Origin of the sequence: Streptomyces sp. NPDC091387, from assembly GCF_044756945.1 — a bacterium.
Taxonomy (GTDB): domain Bacteria; phylum Actinomycetota; class Actinomycetes; order Streptomycetales; family Streptomycetaceae; genus Streptomyces.
In genome coordinates this window covers 410,341-429,933 of sequence record NZ_JBIVTZ010000003.1, presented here as the reverse complement: position 1 = coordinate 429,933, position 19,593 = coordinate 410,341, and the positions used below count along the sequence as shown (strand labels likewise).

Sequence of the window (19,593 nt, the reverse complement as noted above, 5' to 3'; positions counted from 1 at the left end):
GCTCCATAACTTGTCCACGGATGTGAACCCCACCCAAGGACCCGGCGAGCGCAGCCGCCCCCGTACCGAGGAGATCCCGCGTATGCCCGCCCCCCGTACCGTCCTGCTCACCGGCGCCGCCGGCGGCCTCGGCACCCTGATGCGCGGACTGCTGCCCGCTCACGGCTACGAGCTCCGCCTCCTCGACATGGTCCCCGTCGAGGGCGAGCCGGACGCGATCACCGCCGACCTCGGCGACAAGGAGGCACTGCGCGAGGCCGTACGGGGCGTCGACGCGATCATCCACCTGGCGGGGATCTCCCTGGAAGCCTCCTTCGACAAGATTCTCCGGGCGAACATCGAGGGCACGTACCACCTCTACGAGGCCGCGCTCGCGGAGGGCGTGCGGCGGATCGTCTTCGCCTCCTCCAACCACGCCGTCGGGTTCACCCCCCGACCGCTCCCCGGCGATCCGCTGATCCCGATCGGGACCCCGCGCCGCCCGGACACGTTCTACGGCCTCTCCAAGTGCTTCGGTGAGGATCTCGCCCAGCTCTACTGGGACCGGCACGGACTGGAGACCGTCTCCGTGCGCATCGGCTCCTGCTTCCCGGAGCCGACGTCCGTACGGATGCTCTCGGTCTGGATGAGCCCCGGCGACGGCGCCCGGCTCTTCGACGCCGCGCTCACCGCCGAGAACGTGGGGCACACCGTCGTCCACGGCTCCTCCGACAACACCCGGCTGTGGTGGGACCTCACCTCCGCGCGGGCGCTCGGCTACGAGCCGAGGGACGACTCGGAGCCGTACGCGGAGAAGCTCATCGCCGAGCAGGGCGAACTCGACCCGGCCAACCCGGACCACGCCCACCTCGGCGGCCACTTCTGCACCAACCCGCCGATCTGGCCGCACTGAGCAGGGAACAGGCCGCCCTCGCACCGGCCGAGGCCGGGCGGGAGTGGGGGCGGGCGGCCCTGCCGCCGTACGGGCGAAGCCGCCCAAAGGTAAGGGAACGGCAAAGCCGGGTCATTCGTTACCCCGTGCATGACCGCTATGACACCCGGCTCGAACATCCCTCTCTCCGCCCCTCGCGTGGCGGTGGACGTCGCCGCTCCGGTGCGGCTCGACGTGTCGGGCCTGCTGCTCACCGCCGACGGCAAGGTGCGCTCCGACGACGACTTCATCTTCTACAACCAGCCCACGGGCCCCGGGGTGACCTACCGCTCCGGCGGCGGCACCGCACCCGACGCGATCGTGGTCGACACCGCGGCCGTGCCGCCCGGCATCGAGAAGATCGTCGTCACCGCGAGCCCGGACGGAGCGGGTCAGACCTTCCAGGGCGTCGAGCCCACCGCCACCGTGCGCAACGCGGACGACGGCAGTGCGCTCGCCACCTTCACCCCGCCCCAGCTGGGCGCCGAGACCGCGCTCGTGGTCATCGAGGTCTACCGGCGGGGCGGCGCCTGGAAGGCCCGCGCGGTCGGCCAGGGCTATGCCGACGGGCTGGCGGGCATCGCCACCGACTTCGGCGTCTCGGTCGAGGACGAGCCCGCCGCCGCGCCCGCACCCGTGGCGCCCCCGGTGACCGCCGCCGCCCCGGTGACCCCGCCGGCGCCCGCCGCTCCGCCGGCCCCGCCCGTCGCCCCTCCGGCGGCCCAGGCCCCCGGCCGGATCAACCTGGACAAGGGCCGGGTCAGCCTGCGGAAGAACGAGACGGTGTCGCTGGTCAAGGGCGGGCGGCCGCTGCTCTCCCAGGTCAAGATGGGCCTCGGCTGGGAGCCCGCGTTCCGCGGCAAGGACATCGACCTGGACGCGTCGGTGATCGCCTACGGCCCGAACCGCAACCACCTGGACAGCTGCTACTTCGGCAAGCTCTCCATCCTGAACGGCGCCATCAAGCACTCGGGCGACAACCTCACGGGCGAGGGCGCCGGGGACGACGAGGTGATCGTCGTCGATCTGGGCCGGATTCCGGCGGAGGCGACCGGCCTGGTCTTCACGGTCAACTCGTTCACCGGCCAGAAGTTCACCGAGGTGGCGAAGGCCTACTGCCGGCTGATCGACGCGGCCACCGGCGACGAGCTGGTCCGCTTCGACCTGACGGGCGCCGAGCCGCAGACGGGCGTGATCATGGCCAAGCTGATCAAGCAGTTCTCCGGCGAGTGGGAGATGACCGCGGTGGGCGACTTCGTGAAGTCACGCACCGTCCGGGGCATGGTCAAGCCCGCCGCCCAGTCGCTGTAGGCCGTCTCCCCGGCCCGGGTCGCCCCGGAAGCCGGTGAACGGCTTCAGGGGCACCCGGCTGGTGGCGGGTGCCCCTGAAGGCCGTCTGCGAGAGGAACAAGGCGGACACGTCGGACGCGGCGCGTGCTCGTCGCTTCTCTCAGAGCTTGGTCAGCTTGGAGTACGGGCTCAGAATCCTCCCCTGTCGCCCCGAGAAGTCGATGAGCACTGCGTCGTTGTCGCCCTCGACAGCAAGGACTCGCCCGAGTCCGAACTGGTCGTGCGACACCCTGTCGCCCACATCGAACAATTCGACCGGTGGGGCCGCCTGGGCCGGGCGGTTGAAGGGACTGGAAGGCAGGTGACGCCGGGATCCGGCTGACTGTTTCATTACCTTGAGTATGCGCCCTGGAAACGCCCGACGCCATGCCCGACCGCTCCTGGGGCCCCACTGATGCCGGATTCGTAATCAGCGATTCCGCGGCCGGCCGGCCTCCCGGCCCGCTTCCGACAAGGGCACCGCCCCGAAGCGCGGGGCCCGGCAGACCCCGGAGGTGTGGCGGTTATCGCTTTCCGACGGGGCGTGCCCGCCGCGGCGCACCGGCCCCTGCCGACGGGCGGCGCCGGGCCGCCCGCCGGTCCGGCGTCCCGGGCCGGGGGGGGCACCACCACGCCCCCCTTCCGGGTGACATGGGTGCGACCGGCCCGAACCACTCGTACGGGTTACTGACCCCGTCGCGGCTGACGCTTCCACGGGCCGGTGATGGCCACCATGATCCCCGGCGTCTGGATGTTGGCGAACAGGGTCTTCCCGTCGGGCGAGAAGGTGACTCCGGTGAACTCGCTGTACTCCGGCTCCTCCTCGGTCCCGGCGTTCAGCTCGTTGCGCGCGATGGGGTAGGTGCGGCCGCTCTCGGTGGCCCCGAACAGGTGCTGGACGCCCTCGCCGTCCTCGGCGATCACGAGGCCGCCGTACGGCGAGACGGTGATGTTGTCCGGGCCGTCGAAGGCACCGTCCACGGAGGGGTCGGCGTTGACGCCGAGAAGCACCTTCAGCGTCAGTGTGCGGCGCTTCGGGTCGTAGAACCAGACCTGGCCGTCGTGCTGGACCGGGCTCTCGTCACGGGCGAACGAGGAGACGATGTAGGCGCCGCCGTCTCCCCACCACATGCCTTCGAGCTTGCGGGCCCGGGTGACGTCCTTGTCGCCGAACTGCTTGCGCACCGAGACGGTCCTGGCGTCGCGGTCGGGGACGTCGACCCAGTCCACGCCGTAGACCGTGCCGATCTGCGTGGCGCGCGAGAGGTCGTCGACGAACTTGCCGCTGTGGTCGAAGCACTTGGTGGCCTGGAGGACACCGGCGTCGGCGGCGAGCGTGCGCAGCTTGCCGCGGCCGTGCCGGAAGCCGTGCGGCGGGACCCAGCGGTAGAGCAGCCCGTTGGGGCCGGACGCGTCCTCGGTGAGGTAGGCGTGGCCCTGCTTGGGGTCGATGACGACGGCCTCGTGGGCGTACCGGCCGAACGCCTTGACCGGGCGCGGGTCGCGGTTGGCGCGCTTGTCGTACGGGTCGACCTCGAAGACGTAGCCGTGGTCCTTGAGCAGCCCGTTCTTGCCGGCCTTGTCCTCGGTCTCCTCGCAGGTGAGCCAGGTGCCCCACGGGGTGGCGCCACCGGCGCAGTTGGTGGACGTGCCGGCGATGCCGACCCATTCGGCGGTGCGGCCGTCGCGGCGGGTCTCCACGACGGTGCAGCCGCCGCCCGCGACCGCGTCGTAGACGAGGCCCTCGGTGAGCGGGACCGGGTGCTCCCAGTCGGTGCGGACGCCGGCCAGCTCGTGGTTGTTCACCAGCAGGGTGACGCCGCGGGCGCCCTCGAAGGCGGCCGTGCCGTCGTGGTTGGAGGGGGTGTACTCGCCGCTCTCCAGCTTGGTCACACCACTGTGGGTGATGACCTTGTACGAGAACCCGGCGGGCAGCGCGAGTATGCCCTTCGGGTCGGGGAGCAGCGCCCCGTAGCCGGGCTCGTGGCTGTGCCCGTGGCCGTCGTGACCGTGGCCGTGGTCGTCGTGGCCGTGCTTCGGGTCCCCGGCGGCGAGGGCGCCGGGCGCGGTGGCCAGCGCGGCTACGGTTCCGGTGAGGGCGATGCCTGCACCGGTGAGGGCGGACTGCCTGCTGAATTCCCTGCGCGTGAAGGCCATCACGTACTCCTGATGCGGCTGGGGCGGTTGTTGGCGGGATCACCGTCCCGCGCCGACGCCAACACCAGTTGAACTGAGGACGACTTCCAGGGAATGCCTTCCGTGAACTTCCCCGGCGGCGGGGGCGGGCCGCCCCCCCCGCCCCGCCCCCGCCCGTCTCAGCCGGCCGAGCCGCTCCGGGACCGGGCCTTGAACGCTGCCTTGCGGGCGTCCTTCGCCAGCTTCTTGTCGCTGTGCAGCCGGCCCATCGCATCGAGGACGTCCGCCGTGGCCGGGTGGTCCACCCGCCACACCTCGTCGAAGAAGCCGCTGTGCTGGCCGGACAGCCCCTCGACCAGGCCCTGGAGCTCGTCCAGGTCGCCGTCCGCCTCCAGTTGCGCCGCGATCGTGTCGACGGCGAGCCAGAAGATCATCGACTCCGGCGGCGCGGGCACACCGGCGGCGCCCAGCTCCGCGAGCCAGACCCGGGCGAGACCGCCCAGCTCCGCGTCGTCCAGCACCGCGCGCACGGCGGGCTCCGCCTCCGCGCCGACCAGGGCGAGCGCCTGCTGGCAGTGCAGCCGGCGCAGCGGTGCCTGCGGGTCCTCGCCGCGGGCCGCGTCCAGGAGTTCGGCGGCCGCCCCGCCCGCGCCGCGCCGGGCGAGCCACAGCTGGACCTCGCTGCGGGCCGCGTCCTCGGGGTAGTACGCGATGCCGCCGAGGAGCGCGTCGGCGCCCTTGTCGAGGAGGTCCCCGATGGCGGGGGCATCCACGCCCGCGTCCAGCATCCTGGCGCGGATGCCGTACAGGCCGAGCGGGGTCAGCCTCACCATTCCGTACCGGGTGACGTCGTCGTCGTCGGCGGGCGGGGTGGCGTCCTCGCCCTCCTCGGCCAGCAGGGCCTCGTCCACCGGCTGGTACTCGACGATGCCGATGGGCTCCAGGACCCGGAACTGGTCGTCGAGGCGCATCATCGCGTCCGACACCTGCTCCAGGATGTCGTCGGTGGGCTCGCCCATGTCGTCGGGCACGATCATCGACGCGGCGAGCGCGGGCAGCGGCACGGGTGCGTCGCCCGCGGCGCTGTCGGAGACGGTGAGCAGGTAGAGGTTGCCGAGCACGCCGTCGAGGAATTCGGCCTCGGTCTCCGGGTCCCAGTCCAGTGCGTCGAAGTCGATCGACCCGTCCTCGTTGACGAGGTCGGCGAAGTCGTCGAAGAAGGGGGCGGTGGCATCGGCGTGGGCGGCCTCCAGGCCGTCGAGCCAGATCGCCAGGACGTCCTGCGGTGATCCGCCGGTCAGCAGCGCCAGGTTCTCGCCCGCGGTGACGGTGCCCTCCGGCTCCTCACCGAAGCCGTCCTCCTCCCCCGGCTCCGTTCCCGGGTCCGTCTCTTCGTCCGCCGGGTCCTCGACCTCGACGAGCCCGGTGTCGACCGCGAGCCGCCAGGCCTCACTGGCCTCCGCCGCACCGTCCTCGTCCGCGGTGAGGCCGAGGTGCTCGGCCGCCGCGGGCAGTTGCGCTTCGACGAGCTCGCCGCCGGCGCCCACCCTGGTGCCGGGCCCGGCCCAGCGGGCGAGCCGGACGGCGCGGGCGAGCAACGGCGCGGCAAGCGCGTCCCGTGCCAGCTCGGCCTCGGTGTGCAGCCGTACCGGCGGCAGGGTGGGGCGCTCTGCGGACATCAGGGGGTTCTCCTAGGAACGTACGGGGCGCACGCGTCGCCGGGGCCGTGGCTCCGGGCGCGTACGGGGACAGGCGGCCCAAGCGTAGACGCATTTCGCCCCACGCCGCCCGGTACCCGGGCAGGTCCACCGCCGCCCGCCCGCCGGGCCCCGGCGACGGGGGGCCGCACCCGCGCGGTTACCGCCCGCGAACCCCCGGTCGCAGACTGAGCGCGGGGGTGTAGCGGTGCACGCCGCCGCCGGTCACCCCGGGGTGGTTCTGCACCCGTTCCCACTGCGGTGTCCGTGACCCGACCCCGTTCCCGGGAGCGGCCAGTGCGTCGATGTGGGCCTGGGCGCTCACCCATTCCGCGTAATTGAGCACCCGGGTTCCGTCGGTGCTCACATGGAAGTGCCCGCCGATACCGCCCGGTGCGGGCGCCCGGTCCGTCCCCAGTGCCTCGAACACACCGTCCACCCAGTCGCGTTGGCGGGCCTTGTCCGCCCCCTCGAACTCCACGTCGACGATGACGACGCACCCCGGCTCCCGCCCGTCCGGGCCGCCGAGCGACGCGGAGCGGTAGAGCTCGTACGTGTGCAGCGCGATCCGCTCGATCCCCGGCACGGCCGCGTCGATGTCGGCGTTGCGCGCGTCCCGGCCGGCCCGGACGAAGGCCCGGTGGCTCTCCTCGTCCTTCCACTGCGAGTAGTGGAAGAGCGTCCTGCCGTCCTCCCCCGCGTGGACGGTGTACGAGAGCGGGCCCGGCCGCGGCCACTCCCGGGCGGCCCAGGTGTCCCGGATGGCCTCGACCGCGAGCCCCTGCCGCTCCGGTGTGCCGACGTCCCAGGTACTGGCCTTGACGATGCCCGCGTCCGCTCGGGTGAAATCGGGCCTGGACACGAATTCGACGCTCATGGCTGCTCCCCTCACCGGCGCTCCCCTGCGGTGCGCCCGTGACAGCCACCCTGTGACGTCAAGTGCGCTTGAGGTCAACTGCGGGCCGCGCCGTCGTCGTTAGGCTGACGAATCGGACAACGAACGGAGTACCGGATGTCGCTGCGGGTCGAGGCCATCACGCGCGAACAGCACCTGGCGTTTGTCGCGGAGCGGGGCTCCGCGAGTCATATGCAGGTCCCGTCGTGGGGCGAGGTGAAGCCGGACTGGCACGCGGAGAGCATCGGCTGGTCGGAGGCCGGGCGGATCGTCGGCGCCGCGCTGGTGCTGTACCGGCCGATCCCCCGGGTGAAGCGGTATCTCGCCTATCTGCCGGAGGGGCCGGTCATCCCGTGGCACGAGGGCGACCTGCGCCTCTGGCTGGATCCGCTGGTGGCCCATGTCAAGGCGCGGGGCGCGTTCACGGTACGGATGGGCCCGCCGGTGATCGCCCGCCGCTGGGAGGCGCAGACCGTCAAGGACGCCATCCCCGATCCGGCCGCGCGCAGGCTCCGCGACGTCGAGCCGGACGTGAGCGAGCCGGGGGCCGCCGAGCTGGTGGCCCAGCTGCGCCGGCTGGGCTGGCAGCAGGGCGAGGACGGCGGCACGGACGGCTTCAGCGCCGGCCAGCCCCGGTACGTCTTCCAGGTGCCGTTCGCCGGACTGTCGCTGGAGGAGATCCGCGGCGGGCTGAACCAGCAGTGGCGGCGCAACATCAAGAAGGCGGAGAAGGCGGGCGTCAAGGTGGTCGAGGGCGGCCGCGACGACCTGCCGGCCTTCTACGAGCTGTACCGCGAGACGGCCGAGCGCGACCGGTTCATCCCCCGCCCGCTCGACTACTTCCAGCGCATGTGGACCGCGCTGCGCGCCGAGGATCCCGAACGGATGCGGCTCTACCTCGCGCACCACGACGGGGAGGTCCTCTCCGCGGCGACGATGCTGACGGTCGGGACGCACGTCTGGTACTCCTACGGTGCCTCCACCAGCCGCCGGCGCGAGGTGCAGCCCAACAACGCGATCCAGTGGCGGATGATGAGCGACGCGCACGAGCGGGGCGCGACCGTCTACGATCTGCGCGGCATCACCGACACCCTCGACGAGGGCAACCACCTGATGGGCCTGCTGCGCTTCAAGGCGGGCACCGGCGGCCGGGCCGCCGAGTACGTCGGCGAGTGGGACTATCCGGTCAACAGGCTGCTGCACAAGGCGTTCGGCCTGTACATGGCCAGGCGTTAGGCCGGGTCCCACAGCGGGTGCGCGCGGGCGCCGGCGACCGTGTGACGGGCCCCGGGGCGGATGGCGACGCGCTGGGCCGCGGTGGTTGCCGCGCACCCCGGAGTGGTACGCGTGCCGGCCGTCATGTCCACCGCCCGGTCACCATCGCCTTCGCGGGCAGCGTGCCGGCCACGGCGCCCAGCACCTGCCGGCAGAGCGGCCCGGCATTGCGTGACGCCGTCCCCGGCCATCTGCCCGAGCCGATGCCGTTCCTGCCGCATCTGCTCGCCGGCGGTGCGTGGGTGACCCACACCGTGCCGGTCGGCCATGGGGCCGGGGTGCTGTCCGGATACTGACGCGCCGGGCCACCGTGCCAGAATCCGGGGTGTGAACCTGCGTACCGCCACCCGCCAGGACCTGCCCGCCGTACTCGCCCTGCTCGCCGACGAGGACGTGGTCGTCGACCCGGCCTCTGTCGTCGTGGACGAGGCCTACGAGAAGGCGTTCACCGATATAACGGACGATGCACGCAACGAGATCCTGGTGCTGGTGGACGGCGGCACGGTGGTCGGCTGCCTCCAGGCGACCTATGTTCCGGGGCTCGGCAAGCACGGTGCCGAGCGGGCGCTGATCGAGGCCGTGCGGATCAGGCCGGACCGGCGGGGCGGTGGGCTCGGGCGCGAACTGATGGAGCGGGCCGTCGAGCGGGCCGGGCGGCGGGGTTGCGCGCTGGTCCAGCTGACCAGTGGCAAGAACCGGACGGATGCGCACCGGTTCTACGCCTCGCTGGGCTTCGCCGCGAGCCACGAGGGCTTCAAGCTCGCCCTCTGAACGGGCCCCGTCCGCGAAGGTCACTCGGCCGTCGAGGTCCGCCAGCCCGTCATGTTGAACTCGTCGAGCAGCCGTACGTCGCTGCCCTCCAGCGGGAAGGTGCGCGCCTCCAGGCCGGGCGCCGGGGCGATCTCCAGCGCGTCGCCCTCGATCAGGTCGCCGCCGGTCGGGGTGGAGACCCAGACCAGGAGCGACCGCATGGTCTTCCCCGGGGCCAGCATGACCTCTTCCGGGCCCTTGTCCTGGCCCATGTACGACGAGCCCGGGTTCACCTTCACCGGCAGCGCGTCACCGTTCTCGTCGACGGCCTGGACCGAGGGGTAGCCGTCGACCCGGACGGGCTTGCCGCCGCAGTTGGTCAGGGTGAGCCCGACGGCCCGGTGGCCGAGGGCCGCCTGCACGGGGCCCATGTCCACGACGAGGCCCGAGTCCGGGCAGCCGGTGGCGGAGGGTGCCGGGGTCGGGCGGACGGGCGCCCCCGGACGCACGGCGGGCGGGGAGGCGATGTCCAGGGGAGACGGTGTGCTCACGTGCACCCCCGCGGACGCGGTGTGCGACGGGCTCGGGCCCACCTCCCCCTCCCCCGCCGGCACGAGGAACCCCGCGCACCCGGACAGGGTGAGCGCTCCCGCCACGGTCAGCGCCGCCGGGACAGCTCTCCGTGTTCCCGTCCCCCACAGTGCCCGCACGCCCATGTGTCCGCCCCCCACGTCAGCCCGCCCCGATGTGCGGCCGATCATGCCAGAGCACCGGATTGTTGAGCTTTCCTTCAGCCTCACCCGAAGAAGAACTAAGTAGACCTTCACGGTCCGGTGGGCGGACACTCCGGACATGACGCCTCCCGCAGCACCCCGCCCGCGCCCCTTCGGCCGTGCCCTCTGCGCCATGATCACCCCGTTCACCGCCGAGGGCGCCCTCGATCCGGACGCGGCCGCCGGGCACGCCGCGGCACTGGTCGCGGCCGGCTGCGACGGCCTGGTGCTCAGCGGCACCACCGGCGAGTCCCCGACCACCTCCGACGCCGAGAAGACCGCGCTGCTGCGCGCGGTGCGGGAAGCGGTCGGCGCGCGGGTGCCTGTGGTCGCGGGTGTCGGCAGCGCCGACACCCGGCACACCGTGGAGCTGGCGCGGCAGGCGGAACGGGCGGGCGCCGACGGCCTGCTGGTGGTGACGCCGTACTACAGCCGTCCGCCGCAGACCGCCGTCGAGGCGCACTTCCTGCGGGTCGCCGAGTCCACCGGCCTCCCGCTGATGCTGTACGACATCCCCGGCCGCACCGGCACCCGCATCGAACCGGACACGGTGCTGCGGCTGGCGGAGCACCCGCGCGTCGTGGCGGTGAAGGACTGCTCGCAGGACCTGCTGGGCGCGACGAGGGTGATCGCCGCCACCGCGCTCGCGTACTACTCGGGCTGCGAGGAGCTGAACCTGCCGCTGTACGCGGTGGGCGGCGCGGGCTACGTCAGCACCGTCGCCAACGTGGTGCCTCGCCGGCTGCGGGCGGTGCTGGACGCGTTCGATGCCGGGGACACCGCCGGGGCGGCGCGGCTGAACGGGCTCCTGGCGCCGCTCGTCGAGCTGATGATGGCGTCCGGGCTGCCCGGCACGGTGACCGCGAAGGCGCTGCTGGACGCGGGCCCGGTCCGGGAACCGCTGCAGCCCGCCGGGCGCGAGGCGGCCGACGGGCTGCGAGAGGCGTACGAGGAACTGCGGGCGGTTTGTTAGCCGTTGCTGTGCAGGACGTCGTTGAGGCCGTCCCAGACCGCGTTGTTCGGGCGGGCCTCTACGGTGCCGGTCACCGAGTTACGGCGGAAGAGGATGTTCGAGGCGCCGGAGAGCTCGCGCGCCTTGACGACCTGGCCGTCCGGCAGGGTGACCCGGGTACCGGCGGTGACGTACAGACCGGCCTCGACGACGCACTCGTCGCCGAGCGCGATCCCGACCCCGGCCTCCGCGCCGACCAGGCAGCGCTCGCCGATCACGATGCGCTCCTTGCCGCCGCCGGAGAGGGTGCCCATCGTGGAGGCGCCGCCGCCGATGTCGGAGCCGTTGCCGACGACGACGCCCGCGGAGATGCGGCCCTCGACCATGGAGGTACCGAGGGTGCCGGCGTTGAAGTTGACGAAGCCCTCGTGCATCACGGTGGTGCCCGAGGCCAGGTGCGCGCCGAGCCGCACCCGGTCGGCGTCGGCGATCCGCACGCCCTTCGGCGCGACGTAGTCCGTCATGCGCGGGAACTTGTCGACCGAGGTCACCTGGAGGTGCAGGCCCTCGGCACGGGCGTTCAGCCGCACCTTCTCCAGGTCGTCGACGGCGACCGGCCCGAGCGAGGTCCAGGCCACGTTGGTGAGGAGGCCGAACAGGCCGTCCAGGTTCTGGCCGTGCGGCTGGACGAGGCGGTGCGAGAGCAGGTGCAGCCGCAGGTACGCGTCGTGCGCGTCGAGCGGCTTGTCGTCGAGCGAGCCGATGACCGTGCGCACGGCGACCACCTCGACCCCGCGGCGGGCGTCCACGCCGATGGCCTTGGCGGCGCCCTCGCCGAGCAGGTTGACGGCACGGTCGGGGGTGAGCCGCTCGGTTCCGGCCGGGCCGGGCTCCGCGGTGAGCTCGGGCGCGGGGAACCAGGTGTCGAGAACGGAACCGTCGCCGGCGATGGTGGCGAGGCCGGCGGCGACGGCGCCGGTGGTACGGGTGGAAGTCGTGTCGGTCATGACCAGAACCTAACCGGCCGGGGGCCGCCCCGGCGAACCGGTCTCGGCCTCCGGGCGTCGCGGCGTCCGGAGGCCGGCAGCGGGAGCGGCAGCCGGGCATCGGTGGTCACGGCGTGACGACGGCGAAGTCGGGGTCGGGGTGTCGAGCAGGCCCACCAGGGTGGTGAGGACCCGCGGGTCGCCCTGGACGCCCACGTCGTAGAAGTTCATCTCCGGGGGCGCCTCGGTATCCGGTGTCATCTGCTCGGACAGGTCCTGCTTGTCGCGTGGTTTCGGCTCTGCCGCCAGAGGCCGGCATGCGCGGTGACCGCATCGCGGATCGAGAAAGTTCCCCTTGGGAACGGACTGTGGCAGCATGTTCTCCGCAGGTCGATCCAGTTGAACGACCGTCCGACGTGACGGAGGAACCCCATGCCCCACCGCACCAGCCTGGCCGACGCCGACTGCGCGATCGCCCAGGCGCTCGACGTGGTCGGCGACTGGTGGACCCTGCTGATCGTGCGGGACACGGCGCGCGGGGTGCACCGTTTCGACGCCCTCCAGCATGAACTCGGCGTGTCCCGCAAGGTCCTGACCGAGCGGCTGCGGCTGCTGGTCGAGGCGGACGTGCTGTCCAGGGAGCCCTACCAGGAACGGCCCGCCCGGTACGAGTACCGGCTGACCCCGCGCGGCCGCGCCCTGCTGCCGGTACTGATCGCGCTCCAGGACTGGGGCGACGCCTGGGTGACGGGAGACGGAGCGACCATGGCGACCACACAGGAGTCCTCGCAGGAGGCCGCACGGGTGCACGCGCTGGTGGGCACCCGGCTGCCGGAGCTGAGCCTGCCGTTCCACACCGGCGGCGAGCACGACCCGGTCGCGGCGGCCACCCCGTACACCGTCCTGTACTTCTTCCCCGGCGCCTACGCCCGCCCGGAGTCCTATCCGCCGGACTGGTCCGGGATTCCCGGCGCGCGGGGCTGCACCCTCGAATCGCGCACCTACCGCGACCAGCTGGCCGAGTTCACGGCGGCGGGCGCGACGGTGCACGGCGTCTCCACCCAGCGCCCGGACGAGCAGCGGGCGTTCGCGGAGGCGGAGCGGCTGCGCTTCCCGCTCCTGTCGGACGCCGGACTGGAGCTGACGGCGGCACTGCGGCTGCCGACGTTCCGGGCCGCCGGGATCAGCCGGCTGAAGCGGCTGACGCTGGTGGTGGACCGGGACCGCACGGTCCGCGAGGCGCTGTACCCGATCACCGACATCGAACAGAGCGTGCGGGCGGCGCTGGCCGCGGTCCGGGCCGCGGGATAGACGCTGATCCAGCGGTCCCGCCGGCCCGATCCCGCGCCGCCCCGGCCGCGTCCGCTCAGCCGGTGATCCGGCCCAGCATCTCGCGCGCGTACGCCTCGTCGTAGACCCCGCCGGTGAGCAGGACCTGGAGGCAGATCCCGTCCATCAGCGCGATCAGGGCCCGCGCGGTCGCCGGATCGGTGCGTGCCGCGAGGAGCGCGGCCGTGTCGTCGGTCCACTCGGCGGCGACCGGCCGCAGCGCGGGCCTGCGCAGGGCGGCGAGGTAGAGCTCGTACTCCAGCTCCGCCCGGCCCCGGCCGCCGCCGAAGAACTCCCCGAGCAGCCGGGCGAGTTCGGCCGCGAGGTCGGCGGCCGGGTCGGCGAGGGCGCGGCTCTCCCGCATGAGCCCGGCGAAGTTCTCGTTCGACCGGCGGAGCGCGGCGGTCAACAGCTCGTCCAGCGAGGCGAAGTGGTACGTGGTCGAGCCGAGCGGCACATCGGCCTCGGCCGCGACGGAGCGGTGGCTGAGTCCGGCGATGCCCTTGGCGCCGACCACCCGGATCGCCGCGTCGATGATCCGGGCGCGCCGCTCGGGGTCGTACCGCCGTGCCATCAGTGCGCACCGCCCAGGTTGAGCACCACGACACCGGCGATGACCAGCGCGATGCCCGCGAGCTTGACCAGGTTGCCGGACTCCCCCATGAACAGCATCCCGATGACGGCGACGGCGGCGGTGCCGATGCCGGCCCAGATCGCGTAGGCGGTGCCCATCGACATGGTCTTGAGGGTCTGGGCGAGCAGCGAGAAGGCGAGCAGATAGCCGACGACGGTGATCAGTGAGGGCCAGAGCCGGGTGAAACCCTCGCTGTACTTCATGGCGGTCGTCCCGGCCACCTCGGCCGCGATGGCCGCGGCCAGCAGTCCATATCCCATGTGTACGAGTGTACGCATCGGCCCGTGCGGAAAGTCCGGGGCCGTCCGGGCACCGGGGGCGATACGGTGGCCCGTCCATGTACATGACCGACTGACAGGCGGAGCAGCAGTGGCGCAGGACGCAGGGTGGGGCGGCGGGCCGTACGGGGGCGCGCCGTACGGGGGGCCTCCCGGAGGGCCGCCCGGTTGGGGCGGCTGGGGCGGCGGCTGGATGCCGCCCAAGCCCGGGGTGATACCCCTGGGGCCGCTGAGGCTCGGGGACATATTCAACGGCGCCTTCTCCACCGTGGGCCGCCACGGCAAGCAGCTGTTCGGCGTCGGCGCGGCCGTGTACGGCGGGGCGCTGGCCGTGGTCGTGGCAGCGGTCGCGATCGCCTACTCCGCGACCTCCGACCACCTGCACCGGATGTTCTCGCTCAGCTACGACGAGGACCCCAGGACCGAGGACTGGGCACCGGTGGTGATCGCCCTCTGCTCGGTCGCGCTGGTGTGCCTGATCGCGGCCGTGCTCTCGACGGCCCTGATGTACGCGGCCGTACCCGCGGTCCTCCAGGAAGCGGTCCTGGGCCGGCCGACCACCTTCACCGCCGTCTGGCAGCGGGCCTGGGCACGGGTGCCCGCGGTGATCGGAACGGTATTCCTGACCTGGGTGATCGCGATGATCCCCCTCTTGCTGGCCTGGTCCGGTGTCGTCGCCCTCATCATCGGCCTGGCGAGCGCGGGCGGCGGTGACGGTGCCTCGGTCACGCTGGTCGTCGTCGGCCTGCTCGGCGCCCTGGCGACGGCGCCGCTGGCGGTCTGGCTCTGGGTGAAGTTCAGCCTGGCGCCGTCGGCCGTGGTCTTCGAGAACCAGGGCCCCATCGCGGCGCTGCGCCGTTCGTCCGTGCTGGTGCGCGGCGACTGGTGGCGGATCTTCGGCATCAGCCTGCTGGCGGGCGCCATCGCGGGGGTCGCGAGCTATCTGATCCAGCTGCCGTTCACGTTCCTCGGGATGTTCTCGGGGATGCTCGGCTCGGCGAACCTGGGCGACGACCCGAACCCGGCCTCGGTCGTCGTCGCGATGAGCGGTTATCTGATCGCCGTCATGATCGGACAGCTGGTCAGCCAGCTGATCGTGGCCACCTTCCCGCCGCTGGTGACCGGACTGCTGTACGTGGACCGCCGCATCCGCGCCGAGAACCTGGGCCCGGTCCTCGCCGAGGCCGCCGCGGTACCGCCGCAGTACACGGGCTGAGTCCGCCTCGCCGGCACGGCTGGACCCGTCGCGCCGGTGGGTGCGGAGGCCTGGATTCCGAGGGCGGTTTCTGGTCGATCACGTCCGGGCCGGATTGCCGATCCCGGTTGTCTTCTGCCTGCCCGCCCCGGATATCCCAACCCGCGTACAGCGACGTTGCGCATGTCGCAACGAGAAGTGCACCCTCGCGGCGGATGGTGGAGGGCAAGCCATCTCTTGTTATCCGTAGCTCACTTGTGCGATTAATCGGCCGTCGCGGGGGCTTTGGCTCAGAGACATCTGAGGAGCACGACGTATCAGCGGCAGCCGCATGTCCTGTGGCTGAGGCTCCCTTCCGTGTTCTGGACTTCGCCGGCTGAAGGAGTACGCACCAATGACACGTACGAAGATCGTTGCGGCTGCGCTGTTCACCCTCGCCATCGCCGTGCCCACGGCCACGGCGGCGGCAGCAGTGGACGCCTACGCCGGGGGTGCGCACGGCTGGTCTCCGGCCAAGGCCGACAGCGGGATGGTGGCCGTCAAGGACAACAGCAGAGACGGGGACCCGGTGAAGGCGGAGTACTACCGGATCAACAACGTGGGATCGAAGCACACGCTGTGGAACCACAGTGGCCCCGGAACCACCTCGTACTCGGCCGACGGGTCGAGCATCTACGAGTTCAAGGTCTGTGACGAGAACTACGGTGCGCCGGACGACTGCTCGGGCTGGAAATTCCCGTAACCGGAATTCTCAAGGCTGTTCCTGCCGCACCGGACCGACCAGGGCCGGTGCGGCACCCCCATTCCTGAGACAAGAGCATTCCCGAGACAAGAGGCACGTTCGGTGTACCAGAAGGACTCGTCCGGGCTCCATATCAGCAACCTGCGCTACCAGGTCGGAGGGCGGACTCTCCTCGACGGCGTGGAACTGTCCGTGCCCCGGGGCGAGTCGGTCGCCGTGACCGGCCCCAGCGGGTCAGGCAAGTCAACCCTGCTCATGTGCGTACTCGGGCTGATCAAGCCGCAGTCGGGCACGGTCACCGCCGGGGGAAGAGACATCACCGGACTCGGATCCGCGCGGCTCGCCCGAGCGCGCCGGGAGACGTTGAGCATGGTGTTCCAGTTCGGCGAACTCCTCCCTGAACTGAGCCCGGTGGAGAATGTCGCCCTGCCGGTCCTGCTCGACGGAGGACGGCATCAGGACGCGTACCGGCGCGCGGAGGAACTCCTCGGTGCGCTCGGTGTCCCCGCCGGCTCCACTCCGACCGGCATGCTCTCCGGCGGTGAGCGCCAGCGGACCGCCGTCGCCCGCGCCCTGATCACGGAACCCGCCGTGCTGCTCGCCGACGAACCCACCGGCGCCCTCGACCCGGACGCCAAGGAGGCTGTCGCCACCCTCCTGTTCACGGCCGCCCGGGACCGTGGCTGCGCACTGCTGGTCGTCACCCACGACCTCTCGGTGGCCGGCCGTGCCGACCGGCGCCAAGAACTGCGCGGCGGGATCCTGGCCGAAGCAAGGGCGCTGTGATGGGGAACAGGTTCCGCACCACGTCCAAACTGCTCAGGATCGGTCTCGCCGCCGGCCGGTCCACGCCGGGCGACCGCTTGCGATGGTGGGGCCTGTTCGGCGCGGCGGCCGCCGTTGCCTTCGTCGTCCTGGCAACCGTGGCCACGCTCGCGACGTACGACGGCCGGGAGACCAGGGCGCAGGCCCGGGGGCCAGTGGTGGACCTGGGCAGGGATGCCGCCCTGTTGTACCGGCAGGGGGGCGACTCCGTCGGCGGCAGACCCGTCTCCCTCGTGTTCGTACGGCCACTCACCGCCGGGGCTCCCGTTCCCGCCGGTGTGACCCGCTGGCCGAAGCCGGGCGAAGTCCTGCTCTCTCCCGAACTCGTCAGGACCGGCAGCGGGGAAGGAATCCTGACTCGCTACGGGAGGTTCGCCGGCACCATCACCACGGACGGCCTGGTCACACCCTCCGAACGGATCGCCTACGTCCGGGTGGGAGACGGGGCCCCCAGGAACGATCGCCGGTGGCTTCCCGTGTCGGCCTTCGGCAGCAACGGCGGAGCGACGGGAGAGATGGTCGATCAGCCGGCGGTGAGCTCTCCTCTCCTCGCGCTGTGGGCCCTGGCCGGACTGCCCGCGCTCGCTCTGACCGTCGTCGCCGCACGGGTCGGCTCCCGCACCCGTGACCGACGCGGCGGTCTGCTGCAGGCACTGGGCGGCACATGGCGGCACCGCATGATCGTCAACACCGGTGAAGCGGCGGTCCCGGCCGTGCTGGGAACGCTCACCGCGCTCGTCCCGTATGCCGTCGCGTCCGTGCACAGCACACGCCTCGCGCCCACGGGATACGTCCTCGATCACCATGATGTGCGGGCCGCCTGGCCCATGGCCGCCGCTTCGGCCGTGGTGTCGCTGCTGGTCGTGCTCGGCATCGTGGTGGGCACGCACCGCATCCACCGGGACGGCACGTCCACCCGCCCCGCGTCCTTCAGCTCCCGGGTTCCCGCATGGCGTCTGACACTCTGCGGTGTGGGGGTCGCGTTGGTCCTGACGAGCCAGTACATGCCTCGCAGGGCTCAGCTCTTCGTCTTCACCTCAGGGACCGTCGTGATGTGGGCGTTCCTGTCCTCCGTGGTGGCCCTCCTCACCCGACATCTGGGCTCATGGCTTGCCGAGAGCGGGCGGCGGAAGGGCCACGCGGGCCGTCTGATCGGCGGGCGATGGACACACGCGCACCCGGGCGTCATCGTCCGTCTCGCCCTGGCGATGGTGATCGGTATCGGCATCGTCGCCCAGATGCAGGTGTGGACAAGCAGGCTGGGCGTTCACTCGCAAGCGGCCGTGGCCACCCATCAGCGGATCAAGGACACCGTGATCGAGGTGACCCCCAGCAGTATGACCGCGGCACAGACCGGCCGCCTCCGTTCAGCTCTGCCGGCGGGCGCGGTCCTGCTGAGCCGTACGTTCCACGATCCCGGGCCGCCGAGAGAACCGTGGGTCACGGTCACAGGAACCTGTCGCGACCTGCGTGTACTGCGGGTGGAGTGCCACGGCGGCGCGACAGCGCCGACCGGCGGAAACGCTCAGGTGGAGGAAATGCGCCGCTGGTGGGGCGGCTTCGAGTTCGTCCCGGCACCCCCTGCCGGTGTGAAGACGGACGGCACACAGTCCCTCGTCGTCGTGACCCCCGCCGCCGGGCAGCTCGCCGCGGTAAAACAGGCCGCGTTCACACTCCCCAACCCTTCGGTACAGGTGGAGGCACTCGGCGGGAACTGGCTGGGGTCCTCGCGTTCCCGCCTGCCGAACTGGATCCAGCTGTTCGGCATCACCGGCATCCTCTTCGTTCTCGTGGCCGGAGCGGTGAGCGCTGCGGCCGAGTTCGTCCGGATCCGCCACGCGCTCGCCCCGCTGTCCGTCCTGACCGGTCGACGCCGCGTGTTCCGGTCCGTCGCCTCGTGGCATCTCACGGTGCCCCTGCTCATCTCGACCGTTGTCACAGGGGCGGTGACCGCATGGCACTCGGTGTTCTTCATCGCCCTGGTGAAGGAGGGCTCCGTGTCCTGGACCGTCCTGGCAGCCGGCATCGGCGCGTGCGCGGCGGTCTCCCTGGCCGTCGGATTCCTCGGCGCACGCGCGGCAGCACGCGAGGCCGAGCGATGGCGCCCGGCAGCCGACTGAAGAGGTGTCCCGGCCGGCGGCGGGGCGGGGTGCGACCGTCCGGCGCACCCCGCCCCCCTGTCAGCCGCGGGCGACGGCGATCGAGCCCTGGAGCCGCGCGCCCGCCTCGTGGACCATGTACGGCACTCCGTGGTCCGTACCGAAGCTCGGGGACGCGCTGCGGCCGTTCTCCGGGGCGGCGGTGCCCGAGTCGTAGAGGACGCCGAGGTGAGTGCGGCGGGAGAAGTCGTTGCCGACCTCGGTGATCAGCAGGTTGCCGCCGCTCTCCTTGTCGGTGTTGTAGACGACCGTTCGGCCTCGCAGCGGTCAAGGGTTCGCACAAGACTTCCTTCGGCCCTTCCGCGACGACCTCCGGCCGCGGCCTCCCGCCGGAGCCCGCCCCTCTCCCCCGGCGAACGCCTCCGCGGTGCCCGAAGCGGCATCGGCCTTCCCAGCCGACCGGCGGCGAGCGACAATGCGTGTCAGCGACGGAACCGCAGCACGGTTCTGTCCGACATACGGGGGACACATGATCGTTGTCATCGCCATGGTGGCCGTACTCGCGGCGGCCGTCTGCGGGTGCCTGGTCGTACTCCGGCGCAGAGGCGGCTCGGGGGAACGCGGCGCGCTGGAGCGCGGGGCGGCGCAGCAGGGGCTCGCACAGGGCCTGGGGACGGGGAACGCCCAGAGGCAGAACACGGGCCCGTTCTGAACACGTGCCCGTTTTAGAACCGGGTGTGAGTAGTTGCGGTACAGAAAGTGCCGCTGAGATTGATCATGGTCGGCTA

21 protein-coding genes and 1 pseudogene are annotated in these 19,593 nt (G+C 72.0%); 12 read left to right on the top strand and 10 right to left on the bottom strand.

Annotated elements, in window-relative coordinates; all coding sequences use genetic code 11:
- Positions 1-82: 82 nt before the first annotated feature.
- Together ACIQM0_RS08800 and ACIQM0_RS08795 are read left to right on the top strand one after the other, a co-directional pair.
- Complete coding sequence (locus ACIQM0_RS08800) at positions 83-892, top strand: NAD-dependent epimerase/dehydratase family protein (protein WP_401284796.1); 810 nt, start codon at positions 83-85, stop codon at positions 890-892.
- Between the two features lie 138 nt (positions 893-1,030).
- Complete coding sequence (locus ACIQM0_RS08795) at positions 1,031-2,221, top strand: TerD family protein (protein ID WP_401285107.1); 1,191 nt, start codon at positions 1,031-1,033, stop codon at positions 2,219-2,221.
- A gap of 139 nt (positions 2,222-2,360) precedes the next feature.
- On the opposite strand, the gene ACIQM0_RS08790 is transcribed toward ACIQM0_RS08795, so the two are convergent.
- The 4 genes from ACIQM0_RS08790 to ACIQM0_RS08775 form a co-directional block, all read right to left on the bottom strand.
- Positions 2,361-2,591 (bottom strand): hypothetical protein, encoded by a 231-nt coding sequence (locus ACIQM0_RS08790; protein ID WP_037711258.1) that lies wholly within the window; start codon positions 2,589-2,591, stop codon positions 2,361-2,363.
- 332 nt (positions 2,592-2,923) lie between these two features.
- Positions 2,924-4,396: an alkaline phosphatase PhoX gene (locus ACIQM0_RS08785; protein WP_401284792.1), complete on the bottom strand. Its 1,473-nt coding sequence runs from the start codon at positions 4,394-4,396 to the stop codon at positions 2,924-2,926.
- A 158-nt stretch (positions 4,397-4,554) separates the two neighbouring features.
- The gene (locus ACIQM0_RS08780; RefSeq protein ID WP_401284790.1) at positions 4,555-6,054 is read right to left on the bottom strand and encodes a hypothetical protein; all 1,500 of its coding nucleotides are present in this window, start codon (positions 6,052-6,054) and stop codon (positions 4,555-4,557) included.
- Between the two features lie 178 nt (positions 6,055-6,232).
- Positions 6,233-6,949, bottom strand: coding sequence for an antibiotic biosynthesis monooxygenase (locus tag ACIQM0_RS08775; protein WP_401284788.1), 717 nt, complete (start codon positions 6,947-6,949; stop codon positions 6,233-6,235).
- A gap of 135 nt (positions 6,950-7,084) precedes the next feature.
- On the opposite strand from ACIQM0_RS08775, the gene ACIQM0_RS08770 reads away from it, so the two are divergent.
- The 3 genes from ACIQM0_RS08770 to ACIQM0_RS08760 are packed head-to-tail and all read left to right on the top strand — an operon-like array spanning position 7,085 to position 9,013.
- On the top strand, positions 7,085-8,203 hold the full coding sequence (locus tag ACIQM0_RS08770) for a lipid II:glycine glycyltransferase FemX (RefSeq protein WP_401284785.1): 1,119 nt from the start codon (positions 7,085-7,087) through the stop codon (positions 8,201-8,203).
- A 41-nt stretch (positions 8,204-8,244) separates the two neighbouring features.
- Positions 8,245-8,538: a hypothetical protein gene (locus ACIQM0_RS08765; protein ID WP_401284783.1), complete on the top strand. Its 294-nt coding sequence runs from the start codon at positions 8,245-8,247 to the stop codon at positions 8,536-8,538.
- A 31-nt stretch (positions 8,539-8,569) separates the two neighbouring features.
- Positions 8,570-9,013 carry a GNAT family N-acetyltransferase gene (locus ACIQM0_RS08760; RefSeq protein ID WP_401284780.1) on the top strand — a complete coding sequence of 148 codons (444 nt, stop codon included), beginning with the start codon at positions 8,570-8,572 and terminating at the stop codon, positions 9,011-9,013.
- 20 nt (positions 9,014-9,033) lie between these two features.
- On the opposite strand, the gene ACIQM0_RS08755 is transcribed toward ACIQM0_RS08760, so the two are convergent.
- Positions 9,034-9,543, bottom strand: coding sequence for a DUF4232 domain-containing protein (locus ACIQM0_RS08755; RefSeq protein ID WP_401284777.1), 510 nt, complete (start codon positions 9,541-9,543; stop codon positions 9,034-9,036).
- Between the two features lie 301 nt (positions 9,544-9,844).
- On the opposite strand from ACIQM0_RS08755, the gene dapA reads away from it, so the two are divergent.
- Positions 9,845-10,738, top strand: a complete 894-nt coding sequence (gene dapA / locus ACIQM0_RS08750; protein ID WP_401284774.1) for a 4-hydroxy-tetrahydrodipicolinate synthase — start codon at positions 9,845-9,847, stop codon at positions 10,736-10,738.
- On the opposite strand, the gene dapD is transcribed toward dapA, so the two are convergent.
- Both dapD and ACIQM0_RS08740 read right to left on the bottom strand, forming a co-directional pair.
- Entirely contained in the window at positions 10,735-11,724 is a 990-nt protein-coding gene (dapD, locus tag ACIQM0_RS08745; protein ID WP_401284771.1) for a 2,3,4,5-tetrahydropyridine-2,6-dicarboxylate N-succinyltransferase, read from the bottom strand. The two genes, dapA and dapD, sit on opposite strands and share 4 nt — an antisense overlap.
- Positions 11,725-11,733: 9 nt before the next feature.
- A complete protein-coding gene (locus tag ACIQM0_RS08740) occupies positions 11,734-11,964 on the bottom strand; it encodes a hypothetical protein (RefSeq protein ID WP_401284768.1) in 231 nt (76 codons plus the stop codon).
- Positions 11,965-12,135: 171 nt separating this feature from the next.
- Here ACIQM0_RS08740 and ACIQM0_RS08735 point away from each other — a divergent pair, with 171 nt between their 5' ends.
- Positions 12,136-13,014, top strand: a complete 879-nt coding sequence (locus tag ACIQM0_RS08735) for a winged helix-turn-helix transcriptional regulator (protein ID WP_401284766.1) — start codon at positions 12,136-12,138, stop codon at positions 13,012-13,014.
- 55 nt (positions 13,015-13,069) lie between these two features.
- Here the strand turns inward: ACIQM0_RS08735 and ACIQM0_RS08730 are convergent, their stop codons facing one another.
- Together ACIQM0_RS08730 and ACIQM0_RS08725 are read right to left on the bottom strand one after the other, a co-directional pair.
- Positions 13,070-13,606 (bottom strand): TetR family transcriptional regulator, encoded by a 537-nt coding sequence (locus tag ACIQM0_RS08730; protein ID WP_363021562.1) that lies wholly within the window; start codon positions 13,604-13,606, stop codon positions 13,070-13,072.
- Positions 13,606-13,926: a DMT family transporter gene (locus tag ACIQM0_RS08725; RefSeq protein WP_401284762.1), complete on the bottom strand. Its 321-nt coding sequence runs from the start codon at positions 13,924-13,926 to the stop codon at positions 13,606-13,608. Before ACIQM0_RS08725 ends, ACIQM0_RS08730 begins: the two co-directional genes overlap by 1 nt.
- 211 nt (positions 13,927-14,137) lie before the next feature.
- Between ACIQM0_RS08725 and ACIQM0_RS08720 the strand changes: the two genes are divergently transcribed.
- The 4 genes from ACIQM0_RS08720 to ACIQM0_RS08705 all read left to right on the top strand — a co-directional run bounded on the left by ACIQM0_RS08720 (position 14,138) and on the right by ACIQM0_RS08705 (position 18,826).
- Entirely contained in the window at positions 14,138-15,160 is a 1,023-nt protein-coding gene (locus ACIQM0_RS08720) for a hypothetical protein (protein ID WP_401284759.1), read from the top strand.
- 373 nt (positions 15,161-15,533) lie between these two features.
- Positions 15,534-15,881, top strand: coding sequence for a hypothetical protein (locus ACIQM0_RS08715; protein ID WP_401284756.1), 348 nt, complete (start codon positions 15,534-15,536; stop codon positions 15,879-15,881).
- A 102-nt stretch (positions 15,882-15,983) separates the two neighbouring features.
- Complete coding sequence (locus tag ACIQM0_RS08710) at positions 15,984-16,667, top strand: ABC transporter ATP-binding protein (protein ID WP_401284753.1); 684 nt, start codon at positions 15,984-15,986, stop codon at positions 16,665-16,667.
- The gene (locus ACIQM0_RS08705; RefSeq protein WP_401284750.1) at positions 16,667-18,826 is read left to right on the top strand and encodes a permease; all 2,160 of its coding nucleotides are present in this window, start codon (positions 16,667-16,669) and stop codon (positions 18,824-18,826) included. The genes ACIQM0_RS08710 and ACIQM0_RS08705 overlap by 1 nt, the downstream gene beginning before the upstream one ends.
- A 60-nt stretch (positions 18,827-18,886) precedes the next feature.
- Here the strand turns inward: ACIQM0_RS08705 and ACIQM0_RS08700 are convergent.
- A pseudogene (locus ACIQM0_RS08700) lies at positions 18,887-19,114 on the bottom strand (hypothetical protein); the annotation flags it as partial.
- Between the two features lie 220 nt (positions 19,115-19,334).
- On the opposite strand from ACIQM0_RS08700, the gene ACIQM0_RS08695 reads away from it, so the two are divergent.
- The gene (locus tag ACIQM0_RS08695; RefSeq protein ID WP_363021553.1) at positions 19,335-19,517 is read left to right on the top strand and encodes a hypothetical protein; all 183 of its coding nucleotides are present in this window, start codon (positions 19,335-19,337) and stop codon (positions 19,515-19,517) included.
- The last annotated feature ends 76 nt before the right edge of the window (positions 19,518-19,593 follow it).